We start from the raw sequence: 16,757 nt of genomic DNA, 5'->3' as shown, positions 1-16,757 counted from the left end.
GGCGGGGTGAGTCGGGGTCAGTGGCAGTTCGGGGGCGTGCAGCGTCGGGGGGTGGGGTGGGAAGGGCCGGTGGCGCTGCCGGGGCCGGGGTGACGGCGCCGTTCGGCTCCGGGGGCGCTCTCGCCGCCCGGAATCGGGCACCTGCACGCCCGGATGGCGGCGACGACGCTCACCACGGCGGAGACCGCGGCGACGGCGGCGGCCACGAGCGCCGTGCCGGCCGTTCTGTCGGTCATGGGATCCTCCACGGGGTTCTCGCAGGCGGGTCCGATTCGACCTGCTCCTCCATGCGACCCCTGCCGCCGCCCCAGCCGCATGAGGCCACGGTCCCGTCCCGGTCCCGTCGCGCGGGAAGGTCCCCCGCGGAGCGCGTCTCCGGCTGACGACCGGAATGCGGCGGGAACGGGTTCGTTCACTAACATCGACAGTAGCCCCCGGTGATGTCCGGGCACTGGGAAATCCCGGGGGGGCGACATGCCTCACCAGCGACGCGCCCGGCCCGGGATCCTCCCGGAGGTCCGCGGGCGGACGCGTGGAGCGACGAAGCGACGAAAGGCGACTGAAGAAGGTGCGCAACCATGACCGCTGACACGGCTGCCGGGCACGGACCGGTGACGGGCGCCCCGCTGCGGCGGCGGGGCGAGGCGCTGGAGAGCGCCATCTACGAGGCGGTCCTCCACCAGCTCACCACCGACGGCTACGCCCGGCTGACCATGGAGGGGGTGGCCGCCGCCGCGCAGACCGGCAAGGCCGCGCTCTACCGCCGCTGGTCCTCCAAGGAGGAACTGGTCATGGACGCGCTGCGGGCCAGCCTGCCGGCGTCCGGACCGGCTCCCGACACCGGCAGCCTGCGCGGGGACCTGCTGGAGGTGGTCACCAGGCTGCGCGCCGCCATGGTCAGCGAGCTGGGCGCCGCCGTGCGGGCCATCATGAGCGAACTCGACCACCAACGGGCGCACGCCTTCGTGGAGATCGTGCTGGAGCGGGTGGTGGAGCCGACGACGGCGCTGATCGCCGAGGTGCTGGACCGCGGCACCGCGCGCGGCGAGGTCCGCCCCGGGGCCGTCACCCCGCTGGTCACCGACCTGGTGCCGGCGCTGATGCTGTACCGGATCAAGATGTGCGGCGGGGACCCGGTCCAGCTCGATCCGGCGGAGATCGTGGACGAGTTGCTGCTGCCGATCGTCCGCCCCTGACAGGTGCGGTTGCGAACCCCGCGGGGTTCCGGAGGGAATTCCCGCGGGATTCGGTGGCGGCGCTTCCGTGTTCCGCGCTCGGGTCGCGGCTCAGGCCCCGCTGTGGCGGAGCATGTCCTCACGCTCGACGACCTTGACCCGCTCGCGCTGCTCGGTCTCGCCGAGCGCGCGCTCGTGGGCGTCCAGCAGCTGCCAGCCCGCCCAGGTGGTGAAGCGGACGCCCCGCGCGCGCAGGTGCTCCTCGACGGCCGCCGGGTCCGGCTCGACGGCGCCGGGCAGGCGGTCCGCGGCGTGGTCGTCCAGCAGGCAGGCGACGGTCTCGTTGGCGTCGCCCTTGGTGTGGCCGATCAGGCCGACCGGGCCGCGCTTGATCCAGCCGGTGACGTACGTGGCGGTGCGGTGCGAGCCGTCGCCGTCCAGGACCCGCCCGGCCCGGTGCGGGACGGTGCCCGAGACCGGGTCGAAGGGCAGCTTGGGCAGCTCGTCGGAGTAGTAGCCGACCGCGCGGTAGACCGACTGCACGTCCCAGTCGGTGAAGCGGCCGGTGCCGCGCACGTTGCCGGTGCCGTCCAGCTCGGTGCGCTCGGTGCGCAGGCCGACGACCCGGCCGTCCTCGCCGAGCACCTCCACCGGGGACTCGAAGAAGTGCAGGTACACCCGGTGCGGGCGGTCGCCGACGTCGCGGATCGCCCAGTTCTCCAGCGTCGAGGCGACCAGGTCGACGTGCTTGACCGCGCGGCGCTCGGCGATCGAGCCCTCGTCGTACTCGATGTCCTCGGGGGCGACGATCACCTCGATGGTGGGGGAGTGGTCCAGCTCGCGCAGCTCCATCGGGCTGAACTTGGCCTGGGCCGGGCCGCGGCGGCCGAAGACGTGCACCTCGACGGCCCGGTTGCGCTTCAGGCCCTCGTGAACGTTCGGCGGGATCTCGGTGGGCAGCAGCTCGTCGGCGGTCTTGGCGAGGATCCGGGCGACGTCCAGGGCGACGTTGCCGACGCCCAGGACGGCGACCTTCTCGGCCTCCAGCGGCCAGGTCCGGGGCACGTCGGGGTGGCCGTCGTACCAGGAGACGAAGTCGGCCGCGCCGTAGGAGCCGTCGAGGTGGATGCCGGGTATGTCCAGGGCGCGGTCGGCCATCGCGCCGGTGGAGAACACCACGGCGTCGTAGAAGTGGTGCAGGTCGTCCAGGCCGAGGTCGTTCGGGTAGTCGACGTTGCCGAACAGCCGGACCTGGGGCTTGTCGAGCACCTGGTGCAGGGCCGTGACGATGCCCTTGATGCGCGGGTGGTCGGGCGCGACCCCGTAGCGGATCAGGCCGAACGGCGCTGGCATCCGCTCGAACAGGTCGATCGAGACACCGGGCTCCTGGGCGGCGTCGGACTTCAGCAGGGCGTCCGCGGCGTAGATGCCGGCGGGGCCGGCTCCGACGATCGCGACTCGGATCGGGCGGGGCATGACGAGTGGTCCTCCGGTCGGGCGCGGCGCAAAGGTGGTCTGAACCTTTGTAGCAAACCCTACGGATGACCTGGGAAGCAGGAGGTGGTGATCTATGGGGCCATAGGCCCGGCCTATGCCTGCGGATCGGCGGCCCGGGCCGCCGAGGCCTCGAAGAAGCGCAGCAGTTCCACCGGGAACGGCAGCACCAGCGTCGAGTTCTTCTCCGCCGCGACCTCGACCACGGTCTGCAGCAGCCGCAGCTGCATCGCCGCCGGGGTCTCGCTCATCCTGCCCGCCGCCTCGGCGAGCTTGGTTGCGGCCTGGAACTCGCCGTCGGCGGTGATGATCCGGGCCCGCCGCTCGCGGTCCGCCTCGGCCTGGCGGGCCATCGAGCGCTTCATCGAGTCCGGCAGGCTGACGTCCTTGATCTCCACCCGGTCGATCTGCACGCCCCAGCCGGTGGCCGGGCTCTCCAGCATCACCTCCAGGCCCTGGTGGAGGTTCTCCCGGCCGGAGAGCAGGTCGTCCAGCTCGCTCTTGCCGATGATGGAGCGCAGCGAGGTCTGGGCGACCTGGAGCATGGCGAAGGAGTAGTTCTGGACGTCCACGGTGGCCCTGACCGGGTCCACCACCCGGAAGTACAGCACCGCGTCGACGCTCACCGAGACGTTGTCCTTGGTGATGCCCTCCTGCGCGGGCACCGGCATGGTGACGACCTGGACGTTGACCTTGCGCATCCGGTCCACGACCGGCAGCAGCAGGCTCACCCCCGGCTCGCGGACCCGCCCGTTGACCCGGCCGAGCCGGAACACCACACCGCGCTCGTACTGCTGCACCACCCGTACGCCGGTCACCAGCCAGAGCAGGAGCAGCACGGCGACGATCACGACAGCTGCCACGATTCCGACCCCCTGTCACGGCGCAACCGGGCCGGGGACCGGAGTGGCCCCGTCGCCCGCTGCGAGCCGCGCAGGCCAGTATGCGCTCGGGCGCCGGCGGTGGACAGGGGCGTGCGCGGGCATTGCGACGCGGCAACGGCCCGACCGTTCCCGCGAGTTGGGTGAGCCCTGCCGGCCGGCGCTCCGGGCCGGTAGCGCCGCCGGGACGGCGGGGGCGCGGGGGCGGCGTGACGACGGTGTGCGGGCAGGTTCCGCCGTGGCCTTCCGCCGTGGCCTTCCGGCGGGGTCGGCGCGGCGTCCCGGGGCCGCCGGTCGTACCGACACGCACGGGGGCCGGTCCTTGCTCGACTTGCCGCAGGCCGGGCGCTTGGATGGGTCCGGCCTGGTCAACGCCCGGGCGCGGCCGGACGGCCCCCGGCAAGCCGAGGAGTCACCACTGTGAACGACACCCCCGACCCCGCCGTCGTGGCCCGTCGGATCGCCGAACGGCGCGAGCAGCTGGACCTCAGCGAGGAGGCCCTGGCCAACCGGGCCGCGATGGCGCCCCGCTATCTGCGGTGCCTGCTGGACGCCGGGCCCGGCTTCGACCCGGGCGGCTTCGTGCGGATCGCCGCCGCCCTCGACAGCACTCCCGAGGAACTGCAGTCCGGCCTCGCCGAGGCGCCGCCCGGCCGGGGCGGCCCCGGTCCGCGGCCCCGGCTGCTCGACCTCACCGAGCCGGAGTGCTGGAAGCTGGTCGGCGGCCACGGCATCGGCCGGATCGCCCTGCCGGTCGAGCCGGGGCCGGTGGTGCTGCCGGTCAACTACGTGGTGGACCAGGGCTCCTTCGCCTATCGCACCGGCGAGCACGGCGCCGCCGCCCCGGAGGAGGGGGCCGCGGTCTCGTTCCAGGTCGACCACATCGACGAGTACCTCGGACGCGGCTGGAGCGTGCTCGCCCTCGGCCCGGCCCACTACGTGGAGGACCCCGCCGAGCTGGAGCGGCTGGCCGGCCTGCCCGGCGCGGCCCCCTGGGCGGGCGGGGACCGGCCTCGCTGGGTGCGGATCCGCCCGGAGGAGATCACCGGCCGCAAACTCGTCTCCGGGTGAGGGCCGGCGGTGCCGTGCGGCGCGGGCGCCCGGCTCGTGGACGGGCACGGCGACGACTGGTAAGCAGGCCGGAGGCGGCTGGGCCGTGCGGGCCGAACCGGGTCGAGCGGGCCGCCGTCCGGGACGTATCCACTCCACCAGGAAGGCAGGGGCGATGCGCGGAATTCTGATCGTCGGCGCCGGGCAGGCCGGACTCCAACTGGCCCTGGGGCTGCAGGCGCACGGCTACGACGTGACGGTGCTGACCGACCGCGGCCCGGAGGAGGTGCGCGGCGGGCGGGTGATGTCCAGCCAGTGCATGTTCGACGCCGCGCTGCGCACCGAGCGGGCCCTCGGCCTGGACCTGTGGGCCGACCGGGCGCCGCAGATCGAGGGCCTCGGGGTGTCGGTCGCCGGGCCGGAGTCGCAGCGGACGATCGACTGGGTCGGGCGGCTGGACGGCAGTGCGCAGTCCGTCGACCAGCGGCTGAAGATGTCCACCTGGCTGGAGCTGTTCGCCGAGCGCGGCGGCCGGGTGGAGCTGCGCCAGGTGAGCCCGGCCGACCTGCAGAACCTGGCCGGCTCGTACGACCTGGTGCTGGTCGCCTCCGGAAAGGGCGCCCTCGCCTCGCTGTTCGAGCGCGACCACGAACGCTCCCCGTACGAGCGGCCGCAGCGGGCTCTGTCGGCCGTCTACGTGCACGGGCTCGCGCCGCGCCCCGAGCACGACTACCCGGCGGTGCGCTGCAACCTGGTGCCGGGCGTCGGCGAGCTCTTCGTGGTGCCGTCGCTGACCGAGGCCGGGCCCTGCGACATCCTGACCTGGGAGGCTCTGCCCGGGGGTCCGGCGGACGCCTTCGACGGGATCCGTGATCCGGCCGAACACCTGCGGGTGACACTGGAGTTGATGAAGACGTTCACGCCCTGGGAGTACGACCGCACCCGCTCCGGCGTCGAACTCACCGACGCCGGAGGGACGCTGGCCGGACGCCTCACCCCGGCCGTGCGCCGTCCGATCGGTGAACTGCCGGGTGGTGGAACCGTGTTGGGGGTCGCGGATGTGGTCGTGCTCAACGACCCGATCGCCGGTCAGGGCTCCAACAACGCCGCGAAGTGCGCGGCCGGCTACCTGGAGGCGATCCTCGCCCACGGCGACCGGCCCTTCGACCGGGCCTTCCAGCAGGCGGCCTTCGACGGGTTCTGGCGGATCGCCGCCCCCTCCACGGTCTGGAGCAACGAACTGCTCGCCCCGCCGCCCCCGCACGTCCTGCGGCTCATCGGCGCCGGGGTCTCGCGGCCCGCCGTGGCCCACCGGTTCGCCAACGCCTTCAGCGACCCGGCGGACCTGGAGGAGTGGTACTTCGACCCGGCGAAGGCGGCCGTCTACCTGGAGTCGGTCGCCGTGGACGGCTCGGCGCACGACTGAAGGTCAAGCTCTTCCCAAGTCCCGTACAAGAGCGCATCGTTCATGGTGGGTTCTTCTCGCCCCCGGAAGGGGGACGTTCGGCCCGGAGCACGGGCCGGACGAGTGACGCGGACGACAAGGGGGAAGAGCAGTGGCGGTCGACGGGGGCACCATGGCCCAGGCTGTGATCGACACGGCGTACAACGAACGCAAACGGCTGCACACCGGCCGCAGCCGGACCGTCGCCGTGGTCGTGTTCGGCCTGCTGATCGCACTCGGGTTCTTCCTGGCCCTGGTGGTCGGCAAGTCGGACCCGAACACCCCGCCGACCTGCGACGGCAAGACCATGACCCGGCACAGCGAGTGCCGGATCTGGTCCAGCCGTGGTGGCGGGGGCACCTACTCCTACGACGAGATGATCGACCGCCGGGAGTCCTCGAGCGGGGTGTGGCGGGTGGTCGGCTTCGGCGGCGCGGGCCTGGCGGCCGTCCTGATGGTGGTCTCGATCGCCAAGCGCAACCCGAACCGCCCGTGGGGCAAGCCGGTCGGCGCCCTCTGTCCGCGCTGCCGTGAACCCAACCTGCGGGAGAAGTACACCGTGCACAGCGTCAACCAGGGCCGCGCCACCCATCGCTACGGCGGCATCGTCACCCTCTGCACCCCGGCCTGCGGCTTCTCCGCGATCCGCCCCCGCTGACCGGTGGGGAGGAAGCCGGAGGCCGAATAGGTCCGCCCGCTGCCACCGGCTACGCTCGGTTCCCGTCGAACAAACGATGGGGTGGACCGAATGGGCAGGTGGGAGCGGGCGCTGGACGCGGCCGGGGTACGGGAGGCCGGGCTGCGGGCCGACTACGGCCGGCAGCGGCAGCAGATGGCCCGGTACCGGCGGGAGGCCGCGCTCGCCACCGAGCTGCTGCTGCCCGCCCGGATGGTCCCGCACGTGATCGCCGCCGCCGCCTTCATGCACCGCACCGACACCCTGCTCGACAGCGGCCCGCTCGCCGAACGCCGGGCGGCGTCCGCCCACTGGCAGCAGCAGGTCACCGACAGCCTCGCCGCCGGCCGCACCGACGACCCCGAGCTGCGCCCGCTGCTGCACAGCGTCGACGCCCACCCCGTCCTGCGGGACCGGGTGCTGGACTTCCTCGCCGCGACCGGCGCCGACCTGGACTTCACCGGCTTCGCCACCGAGGAGGACTACCAGGCCTACGTCGACGGGTACTCGCTGCCCGGCTTCATGGTGGTCGCCGGCCTGATCGGCCCGGACGGCGACCAGCGCGACTACCGCGCCGCCTGCCGCACCTTCATCGACGGCAGCCAGCGGCTCGACTTCGTCAACGACCTCGCCGAGGACCTCGCGGACGGTCGGCTGAACATCCCCGAGCGGACCCTCGAGGAGCACGGCGTCACCCGCGCCGACCTGGAGCGGGCCCGCGACCTGCCCGCCGTCCGGGCCCTGCTCGCGGACCTGCTCGACCGGGCCGACCGCACCCTCGCCGAGGGCAGGGCCGTCGTCGACCTGGTGCCGCCCGCCCACCGGCCGATGGTCGGCTGCATCGTCGGCGTGGAGCAGCTCACCAGCGCCGCCGCCCGCGCCGACCTCGGCGCCCTGCTGCGCCGCTCGGCGAGCCCGGCCAAGCCCGCCGCGCTGCGCCTGCTGGCCCGCGAGTTCCTCCGGGCCCGCCGCCCGCGGGGCTGACCACGTCGGGCGGGGTCCGTGTCGCGCCGGTGACGGCGGGCGGAGGCGGCGTCCACAAACGGAACCTCCCTTTGTCGTAGTCGATCCGGCGGGTCTGTCAGCGCTCTGTCCCGGGTCCGGGCGCCTGGCTAGCATGAGCCCCGCTCAGCGCGCTGGACCCACCGACCCCAATCATTGGGAGGACCCCATGAGTGCCCTGATGACCGACATCCGCGACGCGGGCCCGCTGGAGATCGACGAGGACGCCATCCTCTTCGAGGACGAGTTCGACGCCGACCTCACCCCGGTCGCCTGCCTCGCCGACCCGTGGGTGACCTACGTCCCGACCCGCTTCCCCTGTGAGTTCAACTCCTGATCCAGCCGGATCACAGCGACCGGCGGACCGCGACGGTCCGGGGAAGGACGGAACCATGAGCACACCGCCCGACCCCGGCTCCGCCGAGGCCCGCCGGTCGGACCCAGCGGGCGAGGAACTGCGGCGCAGGGCCGAGGAGTTGGTGGCCCAGGCGCCCGGGCCGCATCGCCCGCTGCACACCGACGGCCACTGGTGGTACCTCCGGGACCCTCGGATGCCGGAACTCGCCCACGGCTGGAAGCTGCACCTGTCCGCCCGCCCCGAGGGCTTCACCGCCCTGCTGGACACGGCGCTCCCGATCCTGCTCGGCCGGGTCTGCGACGTGAAGTTCGCGGTGAGCACGGCGGCGCTGTGGGAGCTCAACAGCGGCCGGCACGGCGCCGCCGCCGTGGGCAAGGCCGTCACGGTCTACCCCCGGCCGGAGGAAGTCCGCGCCCTGGGACTGGAGTTGGCGCGGGCGCTGGCCGGCCGGGAGGGGCCGGCCGTGGTCAGCGACCGCCCCGTCCGGCCGGACGCCCCGGTGCACTACCGCTACGGGCCGTTCCGCGTCACCGACGACGAGGCGCGGGCCGGCATGGCCGGCCCGGACGGCACGCTCTTCCCCGGCCTGGCCGAGGCCCGCTACCGCCGGCCGCCCTGGGCGGACGACCCCTTCGAGGCGCCCGACGCCCCCGCCCGGCCGGCGACCACCCGGGTCGGCGCCGGCCGCTACCGGATCACCGCCGGCATCACCCGCGCCGCGAGCGGCCACGTCTACCGCGCGGTCGAACTCGCCACCGGGCGCGAGGTGGTGGTCAAACAGGCCCGGGCCTTCGTCGCCGAGGACGGCTCCGGCACCGACGCCCGCGGCCGGCTGCGGCACGAGCAGCGGGTGCTCGACGCGCTCACCGGGGTGCCCGGCGTGCCTGCCCTGGTCGACTACTTCCGGCACGGCACCGACGAGTACCTGGTCAGCGCCGCCTGCGGGTGGATCGACCTGCGCCGCGAGGTGCTCACCTCGGGCCCGTACGGTGCCGACGCCGGTGCCGCCGGCGGTGCCGTCGGCGGGCGGGACTGGTGGACGCTAGGGCGCGGACTGCTGCGGGTGCTGGACGCGGTGCACGCGCGCGGCGTGGTGGTCTGCGACCTCAAGCCCGCGAACGTGGTGCTCGACCGGGCCGGCCGGCCCGCACTGGTCGACTTCGGGGTGAGCGCCCTGGCCGGCGACCGCCCACCGGGCGCCACCGCCGGCTACGGCCTGCCGGGTGCCACCGGCGAGGACCCCACCGAGGACCACTACGCGCTGGGCGCCACCCTGCACCACGCACTCACCGGCCTCGACCCGGTGGTGATCGACCCGGACCCGGCGACCAACCGCGACCGCACCCTCGCCTGCCTGCGCGCCGCCCTCCCCGAACCCGGGCACCCGGCGGCGGAACTGATCCCGGGCCTGCTCAGCTTCGACCCGGCACACCGCACCGCCGCGGCGGCGCGGCTGCGGGAAGGGCCCGCGCCGGTCCGGCGCGGCGCCCCCGGCGGCCGAGGCAGCGGACGAGACAGCGGACGGGCCGGCGGCCGGGCGGCCGAGGCGCTCGACCACACCGTCACCACCTGCGTCCGGATGGCCCGCGAGCTGGTCGCCGCCGGCCCCGGCACGGAACAGCCCCGCACCCTGCTCTCGCTGTACGACGGCGCGGCCGGCCTCGGCCTCGAACTGCTCCGGCACCCGGACCGCCCGGACGCCCTGGCCGCCGCCGCCGAACTGGCCCGCTGGACGGCCGCCCACCCGGCCCTCGACCACCTGGACGGCTCGCTCTACCAGGGCCGCACCGGCGTCGACCTGTTCCTCGCCGAGGCGGCCGCCGCGCTCGGCACCGAGCCCCCGGCCCACCGCCGGTACGAGGGGACGGGCGTGGACCAGATCGCCGGCACCGCCGGGATCGGCACCGGACACCTGCTGCTCGCCGCCCTCGGCCCGGCGGCCGTGGCACACCGCGCGGCCGCCGCCGACTGCGCCGCCCGACTGGCCGACCGGCCGCTGGACGACCTCGGGGAGGAGCCCAACCCCGGCACCGCGGCCCTCGCCGAGGGCTTCGCGCACGGCCGCGCCGGCGTCGCCCACTTCCTGCTGGCGATGCCCGACGAGGCGTCCCGCCGCGCCGCCCGGGAGATCGTGGACGGACTCGCCGCCGACCTTCCCGGCATCCTGGCCGCCGCCCGCGCGCCCGGGGCCACCCGCCGCTACCTCTCCTGGTGCCGGGGGCTCGCCGGGCTCGGCACCCTGCTGGTCCAGGCCGGCCGGCAGTACGGCGACGACGCGCTGATCGCCCTGGCCGCCGAGGCGGCCGACGTCTGCCGGACGCTCGCCCCGAGGACCGCCCAGGTCTTCCGCTGCTGCGGACTCGCGGGCGTCGGGGACCTCTGCGTGGACCTCGCGGTGGCCACCGGCGAGGCCCGGCACTGGGCGGCCGCCGAGGACGTGGCGGCGCTGATCCTCACCCGGGCCGGCGGCCCGCCCGCCCGGCCGCTGCTGCCCGGCCGCCGCCCCGACACGGAAGCCCGCGCCTGGGCCGTCGGCACCCCCGGCGTCACCACCTTCCTGCGCCGCCTCACCCGCCGCGGCGGCCCGGTGCCGGGGCAGCTGCCGCTGCCCTGAGCGATCCCGGGCGGGGGCCGTGGATCAGGCGGGGGCCGTGGATCAGATGGTCCCGCACACATCAGGGTCGGGCGGTACAGGCCGTCGGTACCCTGACGTCCGGCCGGTCGAGCGGGCCGGGTTCACGGCCCCGTCTGCCGGCCGCCGAAGAAGACCTGGACCTCCCGGATCAGCCCGTCCCGGACGGTGATCGCCTCGACGTTGCGGTAGCGGTCGCCGGAGGCCAGCTCGTACTCGTAGTAGGCGAAGACGAGTTCCTCGCCGGCGGGCGTCACCCGAAGCATCCGCTGCTCCGTGAACCGGTCGGCGGTGGGGAAGCACCGGCGGAAGAACGCCTCCTTGCCGATACGGTCGTCCTGGGGGCTGGTGAACGTGAAGTCCTCGGCGTACAGCGGCAGGGCCGCCTCCAGGTCCTGTGACCGGTAGTGGCGGAACGCCGCCTCGACGAGGCTCGCGGGGGTGCCGTTCATGTGGTCTCCGGGGTTCGGCCTCAGTCCGCCAGGCCCAGCGGGTCCGGGGCGGTGGCCAGCAGTTCGGGGCCGTTGTTGCGGACGCTGTTGACGGTGGTGGGGACGGCGCGCACGCGCAGGTCGCCGTCGGCGGGGCGGCGCAGCAGGTGGTGGAGTTCGGTGCGGTCGGTGTGGGCGGGGGAGAGCCAGGTGGCGAGGTCGTCGGGGGCGATGGTGAGGGGCATCCGGTCGTGGACGCGGCCGGCGGAGTCGCTGGCGTCGGTGGTGATGACGGTGGCGGTCGCCAGCCAGGCGAGCGGGTCGTCCTCGGGGCGGGTGCGGTCGCGCCAGAACTCGTAGAGGCCGGCCATCAGCATCACGCCACCGGTGCTGAGGTAGTACGGCTGCTTGTACTTCTTCGTGCCGGCACCGGCGGGGACCTCGCGCCATTCGAAGTAACCGTCGGCGGGGATCACGCAGCGGCGGGCGGTGAACGCCTTGCGGAAGGCGGGCTTGGTGTCGACGGTCTCCGAGCGGGCGTTGATCATGCGGGCGCCGCCGGACGGGTCCTTGGACCAGGACGGGACCAGGCCCCAGCGCAGCGGGCGCAGTTGGCGCAGTATCTCGCCGGTCTCCCGGTCGACGCGCTCCAGAACGGCCGGCACCGGGTCGGTCGGGGCGACGTTCCAGCTCGGGGCGAAGGTCTCGGCCGGGTCCCACCGGAGCTCCCCGAGCAGTGAGACCAGGTCCTGGGGCGTGGTGGTGGAGACGAAGCGACCGCACATGCCCCCAGCCTCCCACACCGCACGGGCGGCAGGCGTCCAACTCGGCCTCCGGGCAGCCGGGGTGTGCCCGAAGGCGTGCCGCGGCACCTCGGGCCCGTGGGGTCCGGGGCGGAAACCGGTCAGCCGGTGACCGCCGTGACCACCTCCGCGTAGGCGTCGAACAGCCGGGGCGCCCCCGGCCGCGGGTCGGCGAGCAGCAGGGCCCAGCAGCGGGCGACCAGCGCGCGGGCCTCGGCGCCGGGCCAGGGCTGGGGCAGCAGTTCCGGGGGCAGTAGCGGGTCGGGCTCGGTGGCCTCGGTGAAGGCGGCGGCCAACTCGACGGCCACGGTGAGCAGTTCGGTCTCCGACAGGCCGCCCGCGGCGAGCCGGGCGAGCTGTTCGGTGGCGAAGGCGGCCAGGCGCCGGTGGCCCTCGGCGAGCTCCTCCAGCGGCCACCAGTGACGGGCGAGTTCCCGGGGGTCCGCGGTGTCGCCGGTGTGCAGGTCGCGGGTGCCGAGCAGGGTGAGGTTGCCGAGGACGCCCAGGGCGCCGGCCGTCTCCCGGACCTCCGGCTCCCAGGGGTGAGGCGAGACGTAGAGCCCGTTCTGCACGGGGGCGCCGCCGAGCCGCAGCAGGGTCTCGCGCAGCGCGTCGCGGGCGGTGCGCTCGCGCTCGGGGACGGCGAATCCGGCCAGGTGCCAGACGCCGTCCCAGGGGGCCTCGCCGCGGTCCTGGGCGTACATCAGGGCGAGGTACCCGACGTCCGGTTCGATCTCCCGCCGGGTCGCGGCGGTGGCGCGCAGCAGCGCCCGGCGGCCGCGGCCCTCCTGGACGAAGCGGCCGTCGGCGGTGAGGCGCTTGATGGTCAGCCGCACCTGCTGGTCGCTCATGCCGAGCCGGCCGGCCACGGCGTAGAGGTCGCCGCAGTCGACCGTGCCGTCGGCGCGGACCATCGCGTCCACCAGTACCCGGGTGGGGATCTCCTGCATGACGATCATCCTAGTGCGTTCATATCTGCTACGGTCGTTTTTACAACGATCGATTGAGAAATGAACGCTATGGAGGCGACGATGGTGACGAGAGCCAAGACGACGAAGCGGCCGGGGAAGCGCCGTCGACTCTGGGGATCCCTGCTGGCCGTGGCCGTGCTGCTGGCCGGCGCGGGCGGCTGGGTGGTGTACCAGAACGAGTACGACCTCACCGAGGAACGGGTCACCGTCACCGGCGGGAAGCAGCCGCTCCAGGGGGTGCTGGCCCGCCCGACCGGCGGCCACGGACCGTACGGACTGGTGGTCTTCGTCCACGGCGACGGACCCGTGGACGCGACCCACGACACCTTCTACCGGCCGCTCTGGGAGGCCATGGCCAAGGCCGGGTACGCGACGCTGTCCTGGGACAAGCCCGGCGTCCACAACGCCCCCGGCAACTGGCTCGACCAGAGCCTCCAGGACCGTGCCGACGAGACCCTCGCCGCGATCCGCTGGGCCAGGACCCAGCCCGGCATCGACCCGGACCGGATCGGACTCTGGGGCGCCAGCCAGGCCGGCTGGGTGATGCCCAAGGCCGCCCGGCAGTCCCCGGACGTGAAGTTCGTGATCGCCGTCGGCCCCGCCGTCAACTGGCTCCAACAGGGCCGCTACAACCTGCTCGCCGAGCTCCGGGAACGGCACGCCTCGCCCGAGGAGACCGCCGCCGCCGTCGCCCGCAGCGACCGGAACCTGGCCGCCCTGCGAGCCGCCGGGACCTTCGAGGAGTACCGGGCCGCCGGCGGCGACGTCCAGGGGCTGACCCCCGAGCGCTGGGCGTTCAACAAGCGCAACCACCTCGCCGACGCCACCGAGGACCTCGCCGCCCTGCGGGTGCCCGTGCAGCTCGTGCTCGGCGGCCGGGACGTCAACGTCGACAGCGACGACACCGAGGCCGGCTACCGCCGCCTCGTCACCACCCCGGGCCTGCTCCGGGTCCTGCGCCTCCCGGACGCCACCCACAACATCGTGCCCAAGGACGTCGAGGACTCCGAACTTCGCAGCACCCTCCTCGCCATCGCCGCCCCGCGCTCGCTGTTCGCCCCCGGCTACCTCGACGGCATGCGGAACTTCCTGACCTCGCTCGACCACCGGAAGGGCTGACCCACGATGAGACTGCTCGCCCTCGGCGGAGCCGGCGCGATGGGCCGGGTCGCCGCCCGGGTCGCGGCCGCACTGCCCGGCGTCCATGAACTGGTGATCGCCGACCGCGACCTCGACGCCGCCCGCCGCGCCGCCTGCGCGCTCGCCGCCGGCTCACCGGTGCCCGTCCGCGCGAGCCGGGTCGACGTCACGGACGGCCCGGTGCTGCGCGCCGCCCTCGAGGACGCCGACACCGTGCTGAACACCGTCGGTCCGTACTACCGCTACGGCCTCGACGTGCTGCGCGCCGCGATCCGCACCGGCACCCACTACCTGGACATCTGCGACGACTGGGAACCCACCGTCGCGATGCTCGAACTGGACGGCCAGGCCCGCGCCGCCGGAGTGCGCGCCGTGCTCGGCATGGGCGCCAGTCCCGGCGTCAGCAACCTGCTCGCCGCCCGGGCCGCCGCCCGCCTGGACACCCTCACCGACGTGTACACCGCCTGGCCGGTGGACGTCGAGAACCGGCCCGACGCCTCCCTGCCCGCCACCTCGCCGGCCGACAGCCCGCCCGCCGACACCTCGCTGCGCGACGCGAACGGCGAGGTCTCCGCCGCCGCCGTGCACTGGATGCAGCAGATCAGCGGCACCGTCGCGACCGTGGAGGGCGGCCGGCTGGTCCGGCGGCCCCCGCTGCGCCCGGTCACCCTCGACCTGCCCGGCGGCCACCGCGGCACCGCCTACACCGTCGGCCACCCCGAGCCGGTCACCCTGCACCGCAGCCTGCGGCCCGGCGGCGACGCGGCCAACCTCATGGTGGTGACCGTCGGCACCGCCGCCTACCTGGATGTGCTGCGCACCGACCTCGACGCCGGACGTCTGACCAACGAGACCGCCGCCGCCGACCTCGACCGCCCCTCCGTGCGCCGCACCCTGCGCGCGGCCGCCCGCGCCCCCCGGTTGCGGGGCCCGGGCACGCTCCCGGCGTTCTTCGCCGCCGCCACCGGAACGCGTGACGGCCGCCCGGCCGCGGCGCTCGCCCGGCTGACCGGCGCGGAGCGGTTGCTGGCGGACATGGCGGAAGCCACCGGCGTCCCGGCGGGGCTGGGGCTGGCTCAGCTGCTGGACGGCACGGTGCGGTCGGCCGGGGTGCACCCGCCGGAGGCGGTGATCGACGGGGAGCGGTTCTTCGCCGATCTGGCGCGGGAGTGCCCGGGAGTGGCCGTGGTGGAGGACCTGTAGGCCGGAGGTTCAGTTGCCGCGCGGGTCGTTCTCCGTCCAAGGGCGCAGCTTCTCCGGATTGCGGACCGCCCAGATGCGGGTGATCCGGCCGTCCGCCAGCTCGAACGCCGCCACCGTCGCGGTGCGCCCGCCGTGCCGGGCGACCAGCCCGGCGCAGCCGTTGACGGTCCGTTCCAGGAGCGTGAGCCCGGGGGCCCGGTCGGCGAGGTGGATCAGGTACTGGGCGATCCGCTCGCCGCCCCGCACCGGTCGGAGCGCGGCGCCGGCCAGTCCGCCGCCGTCGGCCGTCATCGTCGCGTCCGGGGCCAGCAGGGCGACCAGGGCCGCGATGTCCCGGGCCTTCCAGGCCTGCTTGAAGTGCCGCACCAGACCGGCCTGCGCGCCGGTCGGCGCCGTCGGGGCCTGCGCGGCCCTGACCCGGCGGGCGGAGGTGGCCAGCTGCCGGCAGGCCGCCGGGGTCCGGCCGACGATCCCGGCGACCTCGGGGAAGGGGTAGCGGAAGACGTCGTGGAGGACGAACACCACCCGCTCGGCCGGGGTCATCGTCTCCAGCACGACCAGGAACGCCATGCTCACCGACTCGTCCAGGGTGACCCAGTCCGCCGGATCGGCCGGTCCGCCGCCGCCGGCCCATTCCGTACGGTCGGGCAGCGGCTCGGGTATCCACTCGCCCACGTAGCGCTCCCGCCGCACCCGCGCCGACCCGAGCAGGTCCAGACAGACCCGGGAGGCCACCGTGGTCAGCCAGGCACCCGGCGAGACGATCGCCTCCTGCTGCCGCTGGGACAGCGCGTACCAGCGGGCGTACGTCTCCTGCACCGCGTCCTCGGCCTCGGCCAGCGAACCCAGCAGCCGGTAGGCGAGGTTGATCAGCTGCCGCCGCTCGCCGACGATCGCGCCCGGCTCCGGTACGGACCGCCGCTGCCCCGGCTCGGATGGGACGTTCATGGTCGGGGCCACTCCCTGCTTCCTCTCGTCCGCGGGCCTCACACTTCGCCGGCCTGTGTCGTCGGATGAGCGGACACTACCGATCAGCTGCCGCGAGGCAGAAGAGGGGAGCACATCATGGCCATCGGGACGACGGCGGGAGCGACGACGGACGCCACGGTCGAACAGCGCACCCGGACCTTCCTGCGGGTCTCCGTCGCGCTCCAGACCGCGACCGTCCTCCTCCAGGCGGTCTCGGCCGGCCTGCTGCTCTCCACCTCCTACGGCGAGACGGTGCACGGCGTCGGCGCCCGGGTGATGTACGGCGCCTCGATGCTGTACGTGCTCGCCGCCGTGCTGGCCTGGCGGCCGGGCGGCGGCTCGCCCCGCCCGATCCTGTACGCCACCGGCTTCCTCGTGCTGGCCTCGGCGCAGGTCGTCCTCGGCATCGCCCACGTGCCGTCGGTCCACGTCCCGCTGGGCGTGCTGATCTTCGGTCTGAGCGTGGCGGTGCTGGTCCGGATGCCGGCCGCCCGCGCCGTGCGGCGGACGGCCGGCACCCGGGAGTGA

General features: G+C 74.6%; 17 protein-coding genes. 10 read left to right on the top strand and 7 right to left on the bottom strand.

Going from position 1 to position 16,757, the window contains the following annotated elements; translation table 11 throughout:
• Positions 1 to 17: 17 nt before the first annotated feature.
• On the bottom strand, positions 18 to 236 hold the full coding sequence (locus ACZ5OX_RS26765) for a hypothetical protein (protein WP_465633607.1): 219 nt from the start codon (positions 234 to 236) through the stop codon (positions 18 to 20).
• Between the two features lie 342 nt (positions 237 to 578).
• Between ACZ5OX_RS26765 and ACZ5OX_RS26760 the strand changes: the two genes are divergently transcribed.
• Positions 579 to 1,196, top strand: coding sequence for a TetR-like C-terminal domain-containing protein (locus tag ACZ5OX_RS26760; RefSeq protein WP_465633606.1), 618 nt, complete (start codon positions 579 to 581; stop codon positions 1,194 to 1,196).
• 90 nt (positions 1,197 to 1,286) lie between these two features.
• On the opposite strand, the gene ACZ5OX_RS26755 is transcribed toward ACZ5OX_RS26760, so the two are convergent.
• Positions 1,287 to 2,651, bottom strand: a complete 1,365-nt coding sequence (locus tag ACZ5OX_RS26755; RefSeq protein WP_449806931.1) for an FAD-dependent oxidoreductase — start codon at positions 2,649 to 2,651, stop codon at positions 1,287 to 1,289.
• A gap of 113 nt (positions 2,652 to 2,764) precedes the next feature.
• A complete protein-coding gene (locus tag ACZ5OX_RS26750; RefSeq protein WP_465633684.1) occupies positions 2,765 to 3,535 on the bottom strand; it encodes a slipin family protein in 771 nt (256 codons plus the stop codon).
• 435 nt (positions 3,536 to 3,970) lie between these two features.
• On the opposite strand from ACZ5OX_RS26750, the gene ACZ5OX_RS26745 reads away from it, so the two are divergent.
• The 6 genes from ACZ5OX_RS26745 to lanL all read left to right on the top strand — a co-directional run bounded on the left by ACZ5OX_RS26745 (position 3,971) and on the right by lanL (position 10,694).
• Positions 3,971 to 4,621 carry a pyridoxamine 5'-phosphate oxidase family protein gene (locus tag ACZ5OX_RS26745; RefSeq protein ID WP_465633604.1) on the top strand — a complete coding sequence of 217 codons (651 nt, stop codon included), beginning with the start codon at positions 3,971 to 3,973 and terminating at the stop codon, positions 4,619 to 4,621.
• Positions 4,622 to 4,775: 154 nt separating this feature from the next.
• Positions 4,776 to 6,026, top strand: coding sequence for a styrene monooxygenase/indole monooxygenase family protein (locus ACZ5OX_RS26740; RefSeq protein ID WP_465633603.1), 1,251 nt, complete (start codon positions 4,776 to 4,778; stop codon positions 6,024 to 6,026).
• Positions 6,027 to 6,156: 130 nt separating this feature from the next.
• Positions 6,157 to 6,702: a hypothetical protein gene (locus tag ACZ5OX_RS26735; RefSeq protein ID WP_465633602.1), complete on the top strand. Its 546-nt coding sequence runs from the start codon at positions 6,157 to 6,159 to the stop codon at positions 6,700 to 6,702.
• A gap of 90 nt (positions 6,703 to 6,792) precedes the next feature.
• On the top strand, positions 6,793 to 7,704 hold the full coding sequence (locus ACZ5OX_RS26730; protein WP_465633600.1) for a phytoene/squalene synthase family protein: 912 nt from the start codon (positions 6,793 to 6,795) through the stop codon (positions 7,702 to 7,704).
• Positions 7,705 to 7,891: 187 nt separating this feature from the next.
• Positions 7,892 to 8,059 carry an SflA family class IV lanthipeptide gene (locus ACZ5OX_RS26725; RefSeq protein WP_392877140.1) on the top strand — a complete coding sequence of 56 codons (168 nt, stop codon included), beginning with the start codon at positions 7,892 to 7,894 and terminating at the stop codon, positions 8,057 to 8,059.
• Positions 8,060 to 8,114: 55 nt separating this feature from the next.
• Positions 8,115 to 10,694 (top strand): class IV lanthionine synthetase LanL, encoded by a 2,580-nt coding sequence (lanL, locus tag ACZ5OX_RS26720; protein ID WP_465633598.1) that lies wholly within the window; start codon positions 8,115 to 8,117, stop codon positions 10,692 to 10,694.
• A 122-nt stretch (positions 10,695 to 10,816) separates the two neighbouring features.
• Here the strand turns inward: lanL and ACZ5OX_RS26715 are convergent, their stop codons facing one another.
• The 3 genes from ACZ5OX_RS26715 to ACZ5OX_RS26705 form a co-directional block, all read right to left on the bottom strand.
• On the bottom strand, positions 10,817 to 11,164 hold the full coding sequence (locus ACZ5OX_RS26715; protein WP_465633597.1) for a nuclear transport factor 2 family protein: 348 nt from the start codon (positions 11,162 to 11,164) through the stop codon (positions 10,817 to 10,819).
• Positions 11,165 to 11,184: 20 nt separating this feature from the next.
• Positions 11,185 to 11,928, bottom strand: coding sequence for an SOS response-associated peptidase (locus ACZ5OX_RS26710; RefSeq protein ID WP_449806939.1), 744 nt, complete (start codon positions 11,926 to 11,928; stop codon positions 11,185 to 11,187).
• Positions 11,929 to 12,047: 119 nt separating this feature from the next.
• Positions 12,048 to 12,896 (bottom strand): PaaX family transcriptional regulator C-terminal domain-containing protein, encoded by an 849-nt coding sequence (locus ACZ5OX_RS26705; protein ID WP_465633595.1) that lies wholly within the window; start codon positions 12,894 to 12,896, stop codon positions 12,048 to 12,050.
• Between the two features lie 81 nt (positions 12,897 to 12,977).
• Between ACZ5OX_RS26705 and ACZ5OX_RS26700 the strand changes: the two genes are divergently transcribed.
• Positions 12,978 to 14,036, top strand: coding sequence for an alpha/beta hydrolase family protein (locus ACZ5OX_RS26700; protein ID WP_465633594.1), 1,059 nt, complete (start codon positions 12,978 to 12,980; stop codon positions 14,034 to 14,036).
• A gap of 6 nt (positions 14,037 to 14,042) precedes the next feature.
• The gene (locus ACZ5OX_RS26695; protein ID WP_465633593.1) at positions 14,043 to 15,260 is read left to right on the top strand and encodes a saccharopine dehydrogenase family protein; all 1,218 of its coding nucleotides are present in this window, start codon (positions 14,043 to 14,045) and stop codon (positions 15,258 to 15,260) included.
• Positions 15,261 to 15,269: 9 nt separating this feature from the next.
• Here the strand turns inward: ACZ5OX_RS26695 and sigJ are convergent, their stop codons facing one another.
• Positions 15,270 to 16,208, bottom strand: a complete 939-nt coding sequence (gene sigJ, locus ACZ5OX_RS26690) for an RNA polymerase sigma factor SigJ (protein WP_465633592.1) — start codon at positions 16,206 to 16,208, stop codon at positions 15,270 to 15,272.
• A gap of 117 nt (positions 16,209 to 16,325) precedes the next feature.
• On the opposite strand from sigJ, the gene ACZ5OX_RS26685 reads away from it, so the two are divergent.
• Entirely contained in the window at positions 16,326 to 16,757 is a 432-nt protein-coding gene (locus ACZ5OX_RS26685) for a hypothetical protein (protein WP_465633590.1), read from the top strand.

This window comes from Kitasatospora sp. NPDC032121, from assembly GCF_055580145.1.
The sequence above is the reverse complement of the archived record's forward strand: the minus strand, read 5'-3'. Positions and strand labels throughout refer to the sequence as shown.

Excerpts from the sequence above, each read along its gene's own strand:
- ACZ5OX_RS26705 (WP_465633595.1), bottom strand. The coding sequence starts at position 12,896 with ATGCAGGAGATCCCCACCCGGGTACTGGTGGACGCGATGGTCCGCGCC.
- ACZ5OX_RS26725 (WP_392877140.1), top strand. The coding sequence starts at position 7,892 with ATGAGTGCCCTGATGACCGACATCCGCGACGCGGGCCCGCTGGAGATC.
- ACZ5OX_RS26765 (WP_465633607.1), bottom strand. The coding sequence starts at position 236 with ATGACCGACAGAACGGCCGGCACGGCGCTCGTGGCCGCCGCCGTCGCC.
- ACZ5OX_RS26755 (WP_449806931.1), bottom strand. The coding sequence starts at position 2,651 with ATGCCCCGCCCGATCCGAGTCGCGATCGTCGGAGCCGGCCCCGCCGGC.
- ACZ5OX_RS26700 (WP_465633594.1), top strand. The coding sequence starts at position 12,978 with ATGGTGACGAGAGCCAAGACGACGAAGCGGCCGGGGAAGCGCCGTCGA.
- sigJ (WP_465633592.1), bottom strand. The coding sequence starts at position 16,208 with ATGAACGTCCCATCCGAGCCGGGGCAGCGGCGGTCCGTACCGGAGCCG.
- ACZ5OX_RS26685 (WP_465633590.1), top strand. The coding sequence starts at position 16,326 with ATGGCCATCGGGACGACGGCGGGAGCGACGACGGACGCCACGGTCGAA.
- ACZ5OX_RS26730 (WP_465633600.1), top strand. The coding sequence starts at position 6,793 with ATGGGCAGGTGGGAGCGGGCGCTGGACGCGGCCGGGGTACGGGAGGCC.
- ACZ5OX_RS26740 (WP_465633603.1), top strand. The coding sequence starts at position 4,776 with ATGCGCGGAATTCTGATCGTCGGCGCCGGGCAGGCCGGACTCCAACTG.
- lanL (WP_465633598.1), top strand. The coding sequence starts at position 8,115 with ATGAGCACACCGCCCGACCCCGGCTCCGCCGAGGCCCGCCGGTCGGAC.
- ACZ5OX_RS26760 (WP_465633606.1), top strand. The coding sequence starts at position 579 with ATGACCGCTGACACGGCTGCCGGGCACGGACCGGTGACGGGCGCCCCG.
- ACZ5OX_RS26695 (WP_465633593.1), top strand. The coding sequence starts at position 14,043 with ATGAGACTGCTCGCCCTCGGCGGAGCCGGCGCGATGGGCCGGGTCGCC.
- ACZ5OX_RS26710 (WP_449806939.1), bottom strand. The coding sequence starts at position 11,928 with ATGTGCGGTCGCTTCGTCTCCACCACCACGCCCCAGGACCTGGTCTCA.
- ACZ5OX_RS26715 (WP_465633597.1), bottom strand. The coding sequence starts at position 11,164 with ATGAACGGCACCCCCGCGAGCCTCGTCGAGGCGGCGTTCCGCCACTAC.